The sequence below is a fragment of the Paucibacter sp. B51 genome (assembly GCF_027863535.1).
In the GTDB taxonomy this organism is placed as follows: Bacteria; Pseudomonadota; Gammaproteobacteria; order Burkholderiales; family Burkholderiaceae_C; genus Paucibacter_A; species Paucibacter_A aquatilis.
Genome location: NZ_JAPIVN010000001.1, coordinates 4,341,912 through 4,357,432, shown reverse-complemented (window position 1 = coordinate 4,357,432; position 15,521 = coordinate 4,341,912). Strand labels below are relative to the sequence as shown.

At 68.7% G+C, this 15,521-nt stretch carries 15 protein-coding genes; 3 read left to right on the top strand and 12 right to left on the bottom strand.

The annotated features are described in order from the left end of the window. Positions 1-13 precede the first annotated feature (13 nt). The 6 genes from OOB33_RS18350 to OOB33_RS18325 all read right to left on the bottom strand — a co-directional run bounded on the left by OOB33_RS18350 (position 14) and on the right by OOB33_RS18325 (position 5,245). Entirely contained in the window at positions 14-1,141 is a 1,128-nt protein-coding gene (locus tag OOB33_RS18350; RefSeq protein ID WP_271009716.1) for a succinylglutamate desuccinylase/aspartoacylase family protein, read from the bottom strand. 25 nt (positions 1,142-1,166) lie between these two features. Further along, on the bottom strand, positions 1,167-1,853 hold the full coding sequence (locus OOB33_RS18345; protein ID WP_271009715.1) for an ABC transporter permease: 687 nt from the start codon (positions 1,851-1,853) through the stop codon (positions 1,167-1,169). Continuing rightward, positions 1,850-2,542 (bottom strand): ABC transporter permease, encoded by a 693-nt coding sequence (locus OOB33_RS18340; RefSeq protein ID WP_271009714.1) that lies wholly within the window; start codon positions 2,540-2,542, stop codon positions 1,850-1,852. The genes OOB33_RS18345 and OOB33_RS18340 overlap by 4 nt, the downstream gene beginning before the upstream one ends. Before the next feature lie 26 nt (positions 2,543-2,568). After that, the gene (locus OOB33_RS18335; protein ID WP_102767016.1) at positions 2,569-3,363 is read right to left on the bottom strand and encodes an ABC transporter substrate-binding protein; all 795 of its coding nucleotides are present in this window, start codon (positions 3,361-3,363) and stop codon (positions 2,569-2,571) included. Between the two features lie 64 nt (positions 3,364-3,427). Beyond that, on the bottom strand, positions 3,428-4,435 hold the full coding sequence (locus tag OOB33_RS18330; protein WP_271009713.1) for an alpha/beta fold hydrolase: 1,008 nt from the start codon (positions 4,433-4,435) through the stop codon (positions 3,428-3,430). Between the two features lie 6 nt (positions 4,436-4,441). Then, complete coding sequence (locus tag OOB33_RS18325; protein ID WP_171827992.1) at positions 4,442-5,245, bottom strand: sulfurtransferase; 804 nt, start codon at positions 5,243-5,245, stop codon at positions 4,442-4,444. 67 nt (positions 5,246-5,312) lie between these two features. Between OOB33_RS18325 and OOB33_RS18320 the strand changes: the two genes are divergently transcribed. Continuing rightward, positions 5,313-5,537, top strand: a complete 225-nt coding sequence (locus OOB33_RS18320) for a SlyX family protein (protein WP_102767014.1) — start codon at positions 5,313-5,315, stop codon at positions 5,535-5,537. A 23-nt stretch (positions 5,538-5,560) separates the two neighbouring features. On the opposite strand, the gene OOB33_RS18315 is transcribed toward OOB33_RS18320, so the two are convergent. Genes OOB33_RS18315 through OOB33_RS18290 form a run of 6 tightly spaced genes read right to left on the bottom strand, consistent with a single transcriptional unit; the run spans position 5,561 to position 13,531 of the window. Continuing rightward, positions 5,561-6,085 (bottom strand): FKBP-type peptidyl-prolyl cis-trans isomerase, encoded by a 525-nt coding sequence (locus OOB33_RS18315; RefSeq protein WP_102769485.1) that lies wholly within the window; start codon positions 6,083-6,085, stop codon positions 5,561-5,563. Positions 6,086-6,117: 32 nt separating this feature from the next. Further along, positions 6,118-7,509 (bottom strand): sensor histidine kinase, encoded by a 1,392-nt coding sequence (locus OOB33_RS18310; RefSeq protein WP_271009712.1) that lies wholly within the window; start codon positions 7,507-7,509, stop codon positions 6,118-6,120. Beyond that, positions 7,506-8,891 (bottom strand): sigma-54-dependent transcriptional regulator, encoded by a 1,386-nt coding sequence (locus OOB33_RS18305; RefSeq protein WP_271009711.1) that lies wholly within the window; start codon positions 8,889-8,891, stop codon positions 7,506-7,508. Before OOB33_RS18305 ends, OOB33_RS18310 begins: the two co-directional genes overlap by 4 nt. A 40-nt stretch (positions 8,892-8,931) precedes the next feature. Beyond that, a complete protein-coding gene (locus OOB33_RS18300; RefSeq protein WP_271009710.1) occupies positions 8,932-11,403 on the bottom strand; it encodes an ABC transporter permease in 2,472 nt (823 codons plus the stop codon). Next, positions 11,403-12,188, bottom strand: a complete 786-nt coding sequence (locus OOB33_RS18295; RefSeq protein WP_271009709.1) for an ABC transporter ATP-binding protein — start codon at positions 12,186-12,188, stop codon at positions 11,403-11,405. Before OOB33_RS18295 ends, OOB33_RS18300 begins: the two co-directional genes overlap by 1 nt. A 59-nt stretch (positions 12,189-12,247) precedes the next feature. After that, positions 12,248-13,531 carry an efflux RND transporter periplasmic adaptor subunit gene (locus OOB33_RS18290; RefSeq protein ID WP_271009708.1) on the bottom strand — a complete coding sequence of 428 codons (1,284 nt, stop codon included), beginning with the start codon at positions 13,529-13,531 and terminating at the stop codon, positions 12,248-12,250. Positions 13,532-13,725: 194 nt separating this feature from the next. Between OOB33_RS18290 and OOB33_RS18285 the strand changes: the two genes are divergently transcribed. Continuing rightward, positions 13,726-14,871 carry a JmjC domain-containing protein gene (locus OOB33_RS18285; protein ID WP_271009707.1) on the top strand — a complete coding sequence of 382 codons (1,146 nt, stop codon included), beginning with the start codon at positions 13,726-13,728 and terminating at the stop codon, positions 14,869-14,871. Further along, positions 14,872-15,408: a hypothetical protein gene (locus OOB33_RS18280; RefSeq protein ID WP_271009706.1), complete on the top strand. Its 537-nt coding sequence runs from the start codon at positions 14,872-14,874 to the stop codon at positions 15,406-15,408. It begins immediately after the preceding gene. Positions 15,409-15,521: the final 113 nt, after the last annotated feature.

Here is a 15,521-nt window from a genome sequence, read left to right as displayed (position 1 = left end):
AGTTTCTTGGTTCTCAGGCGCCCAGCAGCTTGCCGGTGCGCAGGGCCTGCAGGCCGGCCACCTTGGCCACGCGCATGCCGGCCGGCGCGAAGCGCACGAAATCGCGTGCGAAGAGCAGGCCGTCCACCGGGCTCTTGAGCTCGGTCACGGCATTGCTGATCGGGTCGATCACATGGGCCAGCACATCGCCGGCCGCCACGGTCTCGCCAGGCTCGCGCAAAAAGGTCAGGGCGCCCGCCACCGGGGCCTTGATCGGCATGCTGCCGGCCAGCGGGCGGGCGTCGCCCACGGCCTCGGGCAGGGCGGGCTTGTCGCCGCTGATCAGGCCGCGGTAGATCAGGAAATCGATGATGTTCTGCGCATCGGCCTCGGCCAGGGCGTGCTCGACATCGGCCGCGCCGCGCAGCTCGACGGTGACCGACAGGCAGGCCTGCTTGATCGGGAACTGGCCCTCGAAGCGCTTCGCCCATTTCCACCAGGTCTGCGAGCAGGCTTCGTCGAAGGGCGAATCGCCGCTCTCCTGGGCCAGCAGGGTCACGCGCGAGCGGATGAAACGGGCCAGCACCTCGCACTCGGGCCAGCAAGGCGTCTCGGTGTAGAGGTGCATCACGGCCTGGGCGTCGCAGTGCAGGTCGAGCACGATGTCGGCGTCGCAGCTCAGGCTCATCAGGGTGCGGCGCAGGGACTGCAGTTCCGTGTCCACCGGCGCGGCGGCCACGGCTTTTTTCAGCTCGCGGCGCAGCACACGGGTGTTGTGGTCGGCGTCCTGGCTCAGCTGGCTTTCCGCCGCCTGGGCCGTGGCCTCGATCTGGTCGGGGTAGTGGCGGTTGAAGTTCTCGCCCGTGGTGGTCTCGAAGCGACCCATGTGCATGTACAGCATCTGCTGCGACAGGCCGATGGGGTTGGCCATGGGCACCAGGATCACCTCGCCGGTGATGCGGCCGGCGGCCTGCAGCACATCGAGCTTCTTGCGCAGGTGGTGGGCCACCAGCATGCCGGGCAGTTCATCGGCATGGAGCGAGGCCTGGATGTAGGCCTTCTGGCCGATGCGCTCGCCAGCCGGCTGGCCGTAGTGGATGGAGATCAGCTCGCGCTGCGTGCCCGGGGCCGGGGAAATCAGGGGATGGGTCTGGATCTGCATGGGAAGGCGTCGTCGGGTTCGGGGGTCAGCGCGGCATCAGGGGTTTGAGCCAGCGCGCCTCGGCCTTGTGGAACAAGGCCACCAGGCTCAAGGTCATCAGGAAGTAGAAGACCGCGGCGGTGATGAAGGCCTCGAAGGGGATGTAGTAGGTCGAGTTGACCTGGCGCGCCGCGCCGGTCAGGTCCATGATGGTGACGATGCTGGCCAGCGAGGTGCCGTGCAGCATGAAGATCGCCTCATTGCTGTAGGCTGGCAGCGAGCGGCGCAGGGCCGAGGGCAGGACGATGCGGCGGAACATCACCCAGCGGCTCATGCCCAGCGACTTGGCCGCTTCGATTTCACCGGCGGGCAGGGCACGGATGCTGCCGGCGATGATTTCGGTGGTGTAGGCGCCGGTGTTGAGCACAAAGCTCAGGCAGGCGCAGAACCAGGCCGAACTCAGCCAGGGCCAGGCAAAGCTCTCGCGCACCGCCTCGAACTGAGCCAGGCCGTAATAGATCAGGAACAGCTGCACCAGCATGGGCGTGCCGCGGAACACATAGGTATAGACCCAGATCAAGCGCGAGATCCAGCTACCGCGCAGGCTGCGCAGCACACCCAGGGGCACGGCGATCAGCAGGCCCAGCAGCAGTGAAATCACCAGCAGTTCAAAGGTGGCCAGAGCGCCGCTGAAATAGAGCGGCAGGTTTTCTTGAATCGCTTCGAGGTTCACAGCGTCCCCTTGCGCACACCGATGGAGAAGCGCTTTTCCAGCCAGTTGAAGATCAGCTCCGAGAGGCTGGTGAAACTCAGGTAGATCAGGGCCACGGCCAGGTAGAAGACAAAGGGCTCGCGGGTCGAGCCGGCCGCTTGCTGGCCGCGCGTCATCAGGTCGGACAGGCCGATCACCGAGACGATGGCGGTGCTCTTGATCAGCACCAGCCAGTTGTTGGACAGACCCGGCAGGGCATGGCGGAACATCTGCGGCAGGGTGATGCGCCAGGCGATCTGCCAGCCGCTCAGGCCGTAGGCCAGGCCGGCCTCGCGCTGCCCCGGCGGCACGGCCAGAAAGGCGCCGCGGAAGGCCTCGGTCAGGTAGGCGCCGAAGATGAAACCGATGGTCAGCACCCCGGCGACATAGGGGTTGATGTCGATGTATTCCTCATGGCCCAGCCTGAGGGCGATCTCGTTCACGGCCACCTGGCCGCCGTAAAAGATCAGCAGCATCAGCACCAGATCGGGCACGCCGCGGATCAGCGTGGTGTAGAGGTAGGCCAAACCGCGTGCGAAGCGGAATTTGGAGAGCTTGGCGATGGCGCCCAGCAAACCCAGGGCCATGGCCATCGCCAAAGAGGCCAGGGCCACGCTCAGCGTGACCCCGGCTCCCTCCAGCAGGCTGTTCAGAAAGCCATGCAGGAACATCGAAAACGTTGCCTTTTACTTCGGGCTTACTTCTTGGGGGCGATGTCGTACGAGAAGTACTTGTCGTTGAGCTTCTTGAAGGTGCCGTTGGCGGCCACGGCGGCAATCGCGTCGTTGAACTTCTTGCCCAGGGTGGCGGCATCGGCCTTGCGCATGCCCACGCCCGAGCCCACGCCGAAGTACTTCACATCGTCATAGCTGGGGCCGACGAAGGCGAAACCCTTGCCTTCGGGCTTGGCCAGGAAACCTTGGTCGATGGCGACCAGGTCGGCCAAGGTCAGGTCGATGCGGCCCGACTTCAGGTCCAGGAAGGCCTGGTCTTGCGAGGCGTAGCGCACGATCTGGCTTTGCTTGAAGGTGGCGTCCACGAACTTTTCATGGATGGTGGCGCGCTGCACACCGATCTTCTTGCCCTTGAGGCCAGCGGGCGAGACGTCCAGCTTGGCGTCGGCCTTGGCGGCGAAGCGGGCCGGGGTGTTGTAGTAGGCGTTGGAGAAGGCGATGGTCTTCTTGCGCTCGTCGGTGATGGAGACCGAGGCGATGATGGCGTCGACCTTGCGCGCTTGCAGGGCCGGGATCAGGCCGTCGAAGTCTTGCTGCACCAGGGTGCACTCGGCCTTGATTTCGGCGCAGTAGGCCAGAGCCAGGTCGATCTCGAAGCCCTTGAGCTTTCCGTCGGCACCCACTTCAGAGAAGGGGGGGTAGGCGCCTTCCACACCGATGCGGATCTTTTTCCAGTCCGGGGCTTGGGCTTGGGCGGCGAACGAGCCGCAAGCCAGGGCGATGAAGGTGCTCAGGGCAATCAGTTGGCGTTTTTGCATGGCCTCTCCTAGAGGGTTCAAAAAGGGAAGGGTTGATCTTGCATTGCTTCGCATCGCTTGCTACCTAGGGTTTGAGCGTATGCAAGAACTCGAGCACCGGCTTTAGCGAGGCGGCGGGGTCTTCTTCCTGGGGCACATGGCCCAGGCCCGGCAGCAGCACCAGGCGGCTGCCGGCGATGTCTCGGGCGAAGGCCTGGCCGTCGCTGGGGGGCAGCAGGCGGTCGTGTTCGCCCCACAGAATCAAGGTGGGCAGGCGCAGCTTCGAGATCAGGCCGGCCTGGTCGCCACCGCCCCACTGGGCCAGGCGCTGGCGCAGGGCGGTGCGATTGCCGGCCCGCAGCGTCAGCTCAAAGTAACGGTCCACCAGCGGCGCGCTGACCCGCTCGGGCTGGCCGTAGACCTGGCGCAGGCTGAACTCGACCAGCTTGCGCGGCAGCAGGTGGTCGCTCAACGGCCCGATCAGGGGCAGGGCGCTGACCCGCCAGGCCAGCGGCACATCGCGCGGTGCCAAGGGGTAGCCGGCGGCATCCACCAGGATCAGGGCAGCCACCCGTTGCGGCTGTGCGGCCGCGAACTGCCAGGCGATCTGCCCGCCCAGGGAATTGCCGCCGAGGATGACGCGCTCGAGCTTCAGGTGGTCGAGCAGGGCCGCGAGGAACTTCTGATAGGCCGCGTCGCGGTAGTCGCCGCTGGGGCTGGGGCCGCTGAGGCCGAAGCCCGGCAGGTCCACGCTGATGACGCGGCGCTCGCGGCTGAGCGCCTTCACCCAGCCCTCCCAGGTGTGCAGGCTGCTGCTGGTGCCATGCAGCAGCAGGATGGGTGTCGGGTCGGCGGCCGGGCCCTGGTCGCGGAGGTGGATGGGCTGGCCGCCCAGCTCGATGAAATCCGAGGGCGGTGGCGCCCATTGCGGCACCAGGCTTTCCAGGCTGCGGTCGGGCGCCTTGCTGGCGCCGAAGAGCAGGGCGGCGATGAACAGCAGGGCACCGAACACGCGCAGGCCCCAGGCCGCCAGGCGCTGTGCAGCGCTTGGGGTCGGTGCCAGCTCGGCCGGGCCAGGTGTTCGCAGGCTCATGCCTCTTCAGCGGCTGGCCGGTGCGCGGTGGGCCTCGCTGGCCGGGCGCTGGATCTCAGTGGCCGGCTCCAGCGCGGCGCCCAGGGCCTCGCGCTGGTCAAAGACAAAGCAGCTGCCCTGGTAATGCGGGCCGCCGGTTTCCTCAAAGTACTTGAGGATGCCGCCTTCGAGCTGATAGACCGGGCCGTCCAGGTCTTGCTGCTGCAGATAGATGGCGGCCTTCTCGCAGCGGATGCCGCCGGTGCAAAAGCTGACCACGGTCTTGCCCATCAGCTCCTCGCGGTGCGCCTGCACGGCCTCGGGGAACTCGCTGAACTTGCTGATGCGCCAGTCGATCGCGCCCTCGAAAGTGCCGTAATCCACCTCGAAAGCATTGCGCGTGTCCAGGGTCACGACCGGCCGGCCTTCGTCGTCATGGCCCTGGTCCAGCCAGCGGGCCAGGGTGGCGGCGGGCAGGGCCGGCGCACGCGCTTGCTGATCCGGGCGGATGGTCGGGTGGTTCATGCGGATGATCTCCGGCTTCACCTTGACCAGCAGCTTCTTGAAGGGCACCGCTTCGCTCCAGCTTTCCTTGGGGGCCAGGTCGGCAAAGCGCGCGTCCTGGCGCAGGGCATTCACCCAGGCGTGAACGGCTTCGCCCGGGCCGGCCAGAAAGAGATTGATGCCTTCTTCCGCCAGCAGCACCGTGCCCTTGAGGGCCAGGTCTTGCGCGTGGGCCAGCAGTTGCTCGCGCAGCTCGGCGCAGTCCGGCAGAGGCACGAACTTGTAGGCCGAGATGTTGAGGATGGGCGGGTGGCTGGAGATCGACATGGTCGTGAGATTGTAGGCAGGGGTCAAAGCGGCCTCAGGCCCGGGGAGTCGGTGTTCCAATCACGGCATGGACACCTCTTTGCAGAATTTCGAGAACCGCCTGGTCGATCTGGAGATCAAGGCCTCGTTCACCGAAGACCTGGTCGAGCAACTCAACCAGGTGATCGTGCGGCAGCAACAGCAGATCGACGCGCTGACCCGCGAAGTGCTGGCCTTGCGCGAGCGCCCGGCGGCCGATGCCGGCGGGCCGGCCTTTCGCAGCTTGCGCGACGAACTGCCACCTCATTACTGAGGCCGCGCGCGGCCCGGTCGGGCTCAGTGCAGCGGTTCGCCGTCCGGCGCGCCGGCCATGCCGACGCTGAACACCGCTTCACCCAGGCTGCCGGCCTCGATTTCCTCGGCCGTGGCCTCGCGCACATCGCGCACCTTGATGTACATGCGCAGGCCCACGCCGGCCAGCGGGTGGTTGCCGTCCAGCACCACATGCTCGGGGTAGGTTTCAGTCACGGTGAAGATCAGGCCGTCGGGCATGTCTTCGGTGACGGCACCTTCGGGCAGGCCTTCGATCTGCATGCCCGCTTCCACGCCATCGGGGAAGAGGCTGCGGGATTCAAAGCAGACCAGGTTGGAGTCGTAATCGCCGAAGGCGTGCTCGGGCTCCAGGGCCACAGCCGCTTCAAAGCCGGTTTCCTGACCGGCCAGGGCTTCTTCGACCTTGGCGAACAGATCGCTGCCGCCGTAGAAAAACTCCAGCGGCTCGGCCAGTTCGTCGATCAGCTGACCTTGGGCGTCTTCGAGTCTCCAGCTCAGGGAGACCACACAGGGGGCGGAAATTTGCATGGCCGAATTGTCCCACAAGGGTTTGCCCGGCCTCAGCCCTGGGAGCGGGCGAAGCGCAGCAGGGCCTGGCAGCCCGGTCCGTCGCTGCGCGGCAGCAGTTGCAAGCTGCCCTGGTGGCATTCGGCAATCTGGCGGGCCAGCACCAGGCCGATGCCGCTGCCCTGGGGTTTGGTCGTGTAGTAGGGCACAAAGAGATTGGCCGGGTTGGCCAGGCCGCAGCCGCGGTCCAGCAGGCTGATCTGCAGCGGCTCGGCCTGCAGGCGCAGCTTCAGGCGCAACAGCAGCGGCGCGCCGCCGGCTTCGATGCCGTTTTTCAGCAGATTGATGAAGAGCTGCTCCAGCAGCCCCGGGTCGCCATAGAAATCCAGGCCAGCGTCGGGCGAGATGCCGTCGAATTCCAGCGTCAGCTGGGCCTGGGGCAGCAAGGCCGGCAGGCGGCGCAGCAGGGCCAGCAGGTCAAAGCGCTGCATGCGCGGCTCCAGGGGCCGGGCCAGCTGGGCATGGCGGCGCACGAAATCGGCCAGATGGCGGGCGCGCTCCTCGATCAGGCCCAGGGCTTCGGCCTGCTCGGCGCGCCAGTCGTCCGGGGGCAGGATTGCGCCCGGGCCCAGGGCGTCCAGGCGCCGCCGCAAGGTGTCGCTGAGGCTGGCAATCGGCGCCAGCGAGTTGTTGACCTCGTGGCTGAGCACACGCAGCAGGCGCTGCCAGGCCTGCAGCTCCTCGCTGCGCAAAACCTGTTTCAGATCGCTGACGAAGAGCAGGCGGCGCGCCTGACCCTCGACCTCGTAGCGATGCTGGCGCAGCCGCCACAGGCCGGCGGCGCCGGGAAAAACCTGCTCGCGCAAGGCCTCGGGGTCGGCGCGCAAGAGCTCGTCCAGGCCCAGCTCGGCGGCGCTGCGGCCCAGGGCATGTTCGCGCGCGCGCCGCAGCAGGCCCAAGGCACTGGGGTTGGCCAGTTGCAGGCGCTCCTGGGCATCGAAGGCAAACACCGCCACATCCAGGGTCTGCAGCACGTTCTCGGCCAGGCGCTCGGCGGCCAGGGATTGCAGGCGCTGCTGGTGCAGGCTGTCGACCAGGGCATTGAGCTGGGTGGCCAGCGCGTCGGGCTCTGCCGATCCGCCCTGCAGACGCAGGCGCTGGCTGTAGTCGCCGTTGGCCATGGCCTCGATCACATGGCCGAGCAGGCGCCTTTGGTGCTCGGCCCGCGCATGCAGCCAGGCGGCGGTGCCGAGCCAGCCCAGGCTGCACAGGGCGATGCAGAGCAGCTTGGGATAGATCAGCCAGGGCTGCTGCCAGACCAGCAGGCAGGCCAGAGCCCAGGCCGGTGCGCCGCCCAGCAGGGCCGCGCGGCGCAGCCGGCCGGCAAAGCCGCGGTCGACCGCCAGGGCCAGCCCAGGCTTGGCGGGCTCGTTCGCAGCGCTCACAGCTGGTACTTTTCCAGGCGGCGGTAGAAGGCCGAGCGGCTCAGGCCCAGGGCCTGCGCGGCGTGCAGGGCATTGCCGCCATGGCGACGCAGGGCAGTGCGGATCAGCAGCTTCTCGGCCTCTTCCAACGTCAGCTCGGCCGGCAGCGCGGTGTGCGCCGGAACTGTCGCGGCGGCGGCGCTCAAGCCCAGGTCGCCCGGCGTGATCTGCTCGGCCGGCGCCAGCAGGCTGACGCGTTCCATGCAATGGGCCAGCTCGCGCACATTGCCCGGCCAGGCATGCGCCAGCAAGGCGGCCTGTGCCGCATCTCCCAAGCGTTTGGCCGGCCGCTGGTAGCGCCGGCCGCAGTCCGCCAGGTAGTGAGTGGCCAGATCGAGGATGTCCGCCCCGCGCTCGCGCAGCGGCGGCAGGGTCAGCTGCACGCTGTTGATGCGGTAGAGCAGGTCGCGGCGGAACAGGCCCTGCTCGACCATGGCGTCCAGATCGGCATTGCTGGCGGCGATCAGGCGCACGTTGGCGCGGCGCGGGCGGGCCGAGCCCAGGCGCTCGAACTGCCCGCCCTCCAGCACCTGCAGCAGCTTGGCCTGCTGGGCCAGCGGGATGCTGCCGATCTCGTCCAGGAACAAGGTGCCGCCATCGGCCAGCTCGAAGCGGCCGATGCGAGCCTGGCGCGCGTCGGTGAAAGCGCCTTTCTCGTGGCCGAACATCTCGCTCTCAAACAAGCTCTCGGGGATGGCGCCCATATTGACGCTGATGAAGGGCCCGGCCGCGCGCGCCGATTGGCGGTGGATGGCCTGGGCCAACTGGCTCTTGCCGCTGCCGTTCTCGCCCCGGATCAGCAGGTTCACATCGGCCGGAGCCACGGCCGCCACCTGGGCCATCAAGGCCTGCATGGGCGCCGAGCGGCCGATCCAGGGGCGCTCGCCACCTTGGGCCTGCAAGAGCGCGTTCTCGGCCGCCAGGCGTTGGGCGCGGCGCTGGCTCTCGCCCAGGGCCAGCTGGGTGCGGACGATGCCGGCCAGGCGGGTGTTGTCCCAGGGCTTCTCGATGAAATCGTTGGCGCCGCCCTGCAAGGCCTGCACCACCAGGGGCACGCTGCCCCAGGCCGTCATGGCGACGATGGGCAGCTGGGCATCGAGGGCACGCGCCCGTGCGATCAGGTCCAGGCCTTCCTGGCCCGAGGTGGTGTCGCGGGCGTAGTTGAGGTCGGCCAGGAGCAGGCCGTACTCGGCCGACCCCAGCAAGGCCAGGGCCTGCTCGGGCGACTCGGCCAGCTCACAGCGCCAGCCTTCGCTCTTGAGGAGCAGCCGCAGCGCGCTGCGCACGGCCGCATCGTCGTCGACGACCAAGAGCGGCAGACTGAAATCGGGCAAGGCACTCATCGGGGCGGCGGAGTCACGGCCGCGGCATTCTCGCCCAGGCTCATGGGCTGTTCAGGGCGGCGGTGGGCGATTGTCGCAAGGCCCGGCGCGCCGGCAGCCAGGTCGAGAACAGCACCAGGCTCGAGATCAGCGTGCCCACGAGCAGCACGCCCAGTCCCAGCGGCAGGCTGCTGCCCAGCCCGCCGCTCAGGGCCAGGGCGCCGCCGGTCAGGCCCAGGGGCAGGGCCAGGGCCAGCAGACTCAGGGCCTGGCCCAGCAGCATGCGCATCAGCTGTCCGTCGCTGGCGCCCACGGCCCGGCGCACGCCGATCTCCTGGCCGCGCAGCTGCACCGCGCGGCTGGTCACGCCGTAGATGCCGCTGCTGGCCAGGCCCAGGGTCAGCAGGCCGAGGATCAGGTACATCGCGGCCGCCACGTCCTCGCCGCCATGGGCGATGCGCTGGCGTTCCTCGGCGCTGAACACCTGCTCTAGCGCAAGGGCCGGGTCGGCCTGGGCCACGGCACGGGCCAGCAGCTCGCGGCTGGCGGCGTGGTCCGGCACGCCGACCAGGGCGATGCCCATGTCTGCAGGCGCGCCGGGCGTCGCCTGGCTGATCGGCAGGTAGAAATTGGCCGCGCGCAGGCCGCGCTCACGGCCGATGCCCTGCAGCACATGCGGGATCACGCCGACCACGGTGATCCAGGGACCGATGCGCTTCTGGGTCTGGCCCTCGACGATGGCAAAGCGCTTGCCCAGCGGGTCCTGGCCAGGCCAATGTTGCTGGGCAAAGTTCTGGTTGATCACCGCGACCTTGAGGCTGTCGGCCCGGTCCTGCGGGCCGAATTCGCGCCCGGCCAGCAGTTTCACTTCCATGGCATCGAAGAAGCCCGCATTGATGCGGTAGTTGCCCCCCTCCGGGTACTGGCCGTCCTGCACCGTCATGCCTTCGGGCAGGATTTCGTCCGTGTCGATCATGCCGCCGCCAGGCAGGCTGGTGGACAGCGCCACACGGGCCTGGGCGCTGGCAGCGGCTTCGTCCAAGCGGGCTTGCAGGCGGTTCCACAGGGCGGCACGTGCCGCTTGCACCGCCTCGCCACTGCCCTGGTATTCGGCCGTGCGCAGGGTCAGGCGGGCGGTCAGCACGCCTTCCATGCGGGCGCCGGTGCCGGCGTTCAGGCGCTGGTGCACCGTGTAGGTCTGCAGGCCGGAGGCCAGCAGCAGCAGGCTGGACAGGGCGATCTGCACCCAGACCAGGCCGCGGGCAAAGCGGCTGCTGGCGCGGCCCTGGCTGCCGCGGCCGTCACGCAGCACGCTGTTCAGGTCCACGGCCGAGGCGCGCCAGGCTGGCAGCAGGCCGGTGGCCAGGGCCGTCAGCAGGCTCACGCCCAAGCCGACCAGTACGGCTTGCGGCCGCATGGTGAAGTGGATCCAGAAGGGCAGTCGGCCGTCGGCCGTGGCCATCACGGCCTGCTGGGTGGCCTCCAGGGCCCAGGCGCTGAAGAACAGGCCCAGGCCGGCGGCGGCCAAGCAGAGCAGCCAGGTCTCGGTCAGCATCTGCATCACCAGGCGGCCGCGTGGCGCACCCAGGGCGGCGCGCACGGCCAGTTCCTGCCGCCGCTCGTTGGCGCGCGCCAGCAGCAGATTGGCGGTGTTGATGCAGACCAGGGCCAGCAGCAGCGCGGCGGCGCCGGCCAGGCCCAGCAAGATCATGTCGACATCGGGCAGGCCCCAGGCGGCATAGGGCAGGGCCAGGGCGCCGACGCGGCGGTTGTTGGCGGGGAACTGTGCCGCCAGGTTCTGGGCCACCTGCTGCAGCTCGGCGCCGGCCTGCTCGCGGCTGGCGCCTGGGCGCAGCCGGCCCAGGGCCATCACATGCTGGGGCGTGCCCATGGAGTAGCCCTCGCCGCGGCTGAGCGTGCCGGCCGGGGGCTGGAAGGGCAGCCAGAGCTCCTGGGTCATGGGGAAGCGCAGGCGGCCGGGCAGCACGCCGACGATCTCCGTGTCCACGCCGTTGATCTTGAGCCGGCTGCCGACGATGGCTGGGTCGGCGCCGAGAAAGCGTCGCCAGAGATCGGCGCCGATCACGGCCACTGGCGCAGCGCCGGGCTCACTGTCGCCGGGCAGCAGGCCGCGGCCGAGCTCGGGCCGGGCGGCTTCGCCGAGCCAGGGCCAGATACCGGCCGACACGCGCGCGGCCGCGAAATTGGCCGGGTACTGGCGCTGGCCACCGAGGGTGACGGTGTCGGTCTGCAGGGGCAGCAAGGCCTCCAGGCTGGGCGTCTGGCGCTGGTACTCGAGCAGGTCGAGGTAATGCACGCTCTTGGCCTGGCTGCGCTCGCCGTCGCGGCTGGCCTCCACGGCGACCAGACGCTCGGGTTCGGGGAAGGGCAGGTCTCCGGCCGTGAAACTGAAATAGATGCCGGCGGCAAAGATCGCGAAGCCCAGGCCGCAGCTCAGGGTCAGCAGGCTCAGCAAGGCATGGCCGGGATGGCGCAGCAGGGCTTGCACGCTGTGGTGAAGATCGTCCCGCATCACAGGGCCTCCGCCAGGGCGGGCTGGCCGCCTGCCGCTCGCGCCTGGCCGGAGTGCAGGGCCGCGGTGGGCAGGTCGGCCACCACGCGGCCGTCGAACAAGGCCACGGTGCGCTGGGCCAGGGCGGCGTAGCGCGGGTCGTGGGTGACCATGCACAGCGTGGCGCCGCCGGCGTGCACCTTCTGCAGCAGCGCCATCACCAGCTCGGCATTGCGCGAGTCGAGGTTGCCGGTGGGCTCGTCCGCCAGGATCAGGCGGGGCTGGCCGACCAGAGCGCGGGCGATGGCCACGCGCTGCTGCTGGCCGCCGGAGAGCTGGGCCGGGTGGTGGCGGGCGCGGTGGGCCATGTCCACCTGGGCCAGGGCCTCGGCGACCTGGGCGCGGCGTTCGGCACGGCTCATCTCGCTGCGGTAGCTCAGCGGCAGGGCGACGTTGTCCTCCACGCTCAAGTCGCCGATCAGATTGAAGGCCTGAAAGACAAAACCAATCTGGCGGTTGCGCAGCAGGGCGCGGGCGCGCGGGTCCAGCTGATCGACCCGCTGGCCGTTCAGCTCGTAGCTGCCGCTGCTGGGGCTGTCGAGCAGGCCCAGGATGGACAGCAGGCTGGACTTGCCGCAGCCCGAGGGCCCGCTGACGGCCAGGAACTCGCCGCTGCGCACCACCAGGCTGACCTCGTCGAGGGCGCGGGTTTCCAGCTCGTCACTGAGAAAGCTCTTCTGAATGCCCTGCAGGCGGATCAAGGGTGACGCCTCGGCGGCGGCGTGCGGGGAGCGGTTCGTGCTCATGGGTTGGTTCCTCTCTGCCTCGTGGCGTTGAATATAGGGCTGAAAAAATAGACGGCGCTTCAGCGCAGGCGCACGCGCTCGCTCAGGCGCCAGCTGCTGGTGTCGGAGACGACGATGCGGTCGCCGGGCTGCAGGCCGCTCTGGATGACGATGCGGCCGACCGAGGCCGGGCCGTACTGCACATGCACCCGCTCGGCCAGGTCTTCCCCGATCAGGCGGTAGACCTGGGCCTGGCTCATGGCCTGGCTGAACACGGGGCGCTGCACCTGCACGGCGTCGCTGAGGCGGCTCAGGGCGATGCTGCCGTCGATGCTGAGGTCGGGGCGGGCGCCGCGCGGCAGTGGATCGAGCAGGCGCAGGTCCACCTTGAGCAGGCTGTTGCTGACCTTGGGCGCCACCCGGCTGACCACGGCGCGCAGCAGGCCCTCGCGCCCGCCGCTGCGCAGATCGATCTGGGCGCTCTGGCCCACGGCGATGTCGCGCGCCTGGGCTTCCTGCACCTGAATTTCTGCGTACAGGGCGTCGGCCCGGGCCAACTTGGCCAGCAAAGCACCGGCCACCACGCTCTGGCCGGCTTGCAGTGTCAGCTCCTGCACCACGCCGTCTGCGGGCGCACGCACCTGCAGGGCCTCGACCAGCTCCAGATCGCGCTGCCAGGCCTTGTGCAGGCGCGCCAGCGCCGCGCGCTTGGCCTCCAGCTGGGCCTGCATGGCCGCGCGCTGCTGCTGCAGCAGTTCGCGCTCCAGCTGCAGGGTCTGGCCGGCTTGTTCGACGCTGAAGCGGCTGCGCTGGAATGCCAGCTTGGAGACCATGCCGTCCTTGAGCAGCTCTTGATCCGCCTGCCATTGCAGCTCGGCACTGCGGGTGCCGAACTCGGCACGCTGCACCGCCGCTTGGGCGTTCATGACCTGGCTGTCCAGGCTGGCCTGCAAGGCCTTGAGCTCGGCCTCGGCCTGCTCCAGCTGCCAGCGGCTTTCCTGGGCGCGCTGCTGCAGCTGCGGGTTGCTGAGCAGCAGCAGCAGCTCGCCCTGGCGCAAGCTGTTGCCGGCCTGCGCCTGCAGGCGCTCGACACGCGCCTCGCTCTGTGCGGTGATCCAGCGCGGATCGCTGGACACCAGCACGCCGCTGCCGCGCACATCCAGGGCCAGGGGGCCGCGCTCGACCGCGGCGAACTGCAGGCCGCGGGCCGAGACCGTCAGCTCGATCGGCGCGGCGCGCAGGCGCAGGGCCAGCAGGCCGCCGGCCAGGCCCAGCAGCACCAGCAGGGCCAGGCCCAGAAAGGCCGGCCGGCTGGCGCGGCGCCGCCATCGCTGGGCGGGGGTGAGGGTTCTTTGCAAGTCCATGCACCGAGTGATTGCAGGAGCCGTGCCAACTGGCCTTCCTCACCCGTTTTATGCGCGAGAGCCCTGTTCATGGGGTTTGGCCGCGCGCGCAGCCGGATGGATCCAGCTCCAGGCTTTGCGAAATCGGGACCCTGGGCGAGGGGTTCGTCCCATTCCCGGGACGGGGCGCGCCGGCCACAGGCGACAATGTCGGCATGAACATCCAAGCCAAACTTCCGCTGCTGGGCGGCCTCAGCCCCGAACAATTCATGCGTCGCCACTGGCAGAAGAAGCCGCTGCTGGTCCGCCAGGCGCTGCCGGACATCCGCCCGCCGGCCTCGCGCAGCGAGCTGGCCGCGCTGGCCGCCAGCGAGGATGTGGAGTCGCGCCTGGTCTCGCAGTTCAATGGCAAGTGGGCGCTCAAGCAAGGCCCGGTGGCCAAGCTGCCGCCCTTCAGCAAGCCGGGCTGGACCCTGCTGGTCCAGGGCCTGGATCTGCATGTGCAGGCGGCGCATGACTTGCTGGCCCAATTCCGCTTCGTGCCCGAGGCGCGTCTTGATGATTTGATGATTTCCTACGCCAGCGACGGCGGCGGTGTCGGCCCTCATTTCGATTCCTACGATGTCTTTCTGATCCAGGTTCATGGTCAGCGTCGCTGGCGCATCGGCCGTCAGGGCGTGGCGACCACTGGCGCGCTGCGTGAGGGCGTGCCGGTCAAGCTGCTGGCCGACTTTGAGCCGGAAGAAGAGTTCGTGCTGGAAGCCGGTGACATGCTCTACCTGCCGCCTGGCTGGGCCCACGACGGCATTGCCATCGGCGAGTGCATGACCTGCTCGGTGGGTTTCCGCACGCCCTGGCGCGCCGAGTTGGCGCGCGAGTTGCTGCAGCGCTTGATGGACGATGACTCCAAGAGTTATGCCAACCGCATGTACGCCGATCCCAAGCAGCCGGCCACCGAGGCGCCGGGCCTGGTGCCTCGGCAGCTGCTGGATTTCTCCCGCGATGCCGTGGAGCGCGCGCTGCGCGAGCCTCTGGCCCTGGAGCGTGCCTTGGGCGAGGCGCTGACCGAGCCCAAGCCGCGCGTCTGGTTCGAGCCGGGCGAGCCGCTGCCCGCGGGCGCCGGCGCGCGCCTGGACCGGCGCAGCCGCATGATGTACGACGCGGCCCATGTCTTCATCAACGGCGAGTCCTTCCGCGCCGGTGGCCGTGATGCCCGCTTGATGCGTGCCTTCGCCGACCAGCGCGAGCTCAGCGCCAAGCAGCTGGGCCAGCTTTCGGCCGATGCGCGCGAGCTGCTGGATCTGTGGGCCGAGGATGGCTGGGTGCGGGCCGCGAATTCAGGTGACCATGCGGAGGCTTGATTGGCAACGTCGCCCGCTTCAGAGCTGCAAGCCGGTGAATTCACCGGCCGGGCCGAGTTTCAGCAGGCCTTGCGGCTCGCAATCGAGCAAGCCTGCGCGCAGGGCTGCACCGAGCTCGGCGCCTTCGATCCGGATTTCAGCGTTTGGCCTTGGTCAGAGGCTGGGCTGCTGGACCTGCTGAGCGACTGGGTTCGGGCTGCACCCGCCAGCCGCCGCATGCATTTGCTGGCGCCTCAGTTCGACGGTGTGCGGCGTGCCCATCCGCGATTTGTCGCTTGGCGTGGGCGTTATGGCCATGCGGTGCAGGCTCGGGCCTTCGAGCCGGAGGCCATGGCGGCGGTCGGGCCGGGTGGGCCGGCGGCGCTGTTCTGGGCCCGTTCACCCACGACTCAGATCACGCTGCGCTTGATGAGTACGCGCAACTGGCGCGGCAGTGTGTCTTTCGAGGCCTCGGAATTTGTGCGATGGAAGGATTGGTTTGACGTGATCGCACAACATTCTTACGAAAGCTTTGCATCGACCACCCTGGGCCTGTAAAAGATGCCAAAAGCAATGGCTATAATTAAGGGCTAGGTGAAGAAAGCGCTCGAGGTTTTCCTTGCCTTGTCATGCCGAAGTTTCCGATGCCGCGGCGCTGAAAAGCGAAGGCG

What these genes read in the sequence shown, in the direction of transcription:
- OOB33_RS18350 (WP_271009716.1), bottom strand. Translation starts at nt 1,141, where the DNA reads ATGCAGATCCAGACCCATCCCCTGATTTCCCCGGCCCCGGGCACGCAG.
- OOB33_RS18340 (WP_271009714.1), bottom strand. Translation starts at nt 2,542, where the DNA reads ATGTTCCTGCATGGCTTTCTGAACAGCCTGCTGGAGGGAGCCGGGGTC.
- OOB33_RS18335 (WP_102767016.1), bottom strand. Translation starts at nt 3,363, where the DNA reads ATGCAAAAACGCCAACTGATTGCCCTGAGCACCTTCATCGCCCTGGCT.
- OOB33_RS18330 (WP_271009713.1), bottom strand. Translation starts at nt 4,435, where the DNA reads ATGAGCCTGCGAACACCTGGCCCGGCCGAGCTGGCACCGACCCCAAGC.
- OOB33_RS18325 (WP_171827992.1), bottom strand. Translation starts at nt 5,245, where the DNA reads ATGTCGATCTCCAGCCACCCGCCCATCCTCAACATCTCGGCCTACAAG.
- OOB33_RS18320 (WP_102767014.1), top strand. Translation starts at nt 5,313, where the DNA reads ATGGACACCTCTTTGCAGAATTTCGAGAACCGCCTGGTCGATCTGGAG.
- OOB33_RS18315 (WP_102769485.1), bottom strand. Translation starts at nt 6,085, where the DNA reads ATGCAAATTTCCGCCCCCTGTGTGGTCTCCCTGAGCTGGAGACTCGAA.
- OOB33_RS18305 (WP_271009711.1), bottom strand. Translation starts at nt 8,891, where the DNA reads ATGAGTGCCTTGCCCGATTTCAGTCTGCCGCTCTTGGTCGTCGACGAC.
- OOB33_RS18300 (WP_271009710.1), bottom strand. Translation starts at nt 11,403, where the DNA reads ATGCGGGACGATCTTCACCACAGCGTGCAAGCCCTGCTGCGCCATCCC.
- OOB33_RS18295 (WP_271009709.1), bottom strand. Translation starts at nt 12,188, where the DNA reads ATGAGCACGAACCGCTCCCCGCACGCCGCCGCCGAGGCGTCACCCTTG.
- OOB33_RS18290 (WP_271009708.1), bottom strand. Translation starts at nt 13,531, where the DNA reads ATGGACTTGCAAAGAACCCTCACCCCCGCCCAGCGATGGCGGCGCCGC.
- OOB33_RS18285 (WP_271009707.1), top strand. Translation starts at nt 13,726, where the DNA reads ATGAACATCCAAGCCAAACTTCCGCTGCTGGGCGGCCTCAGCCCCGAA.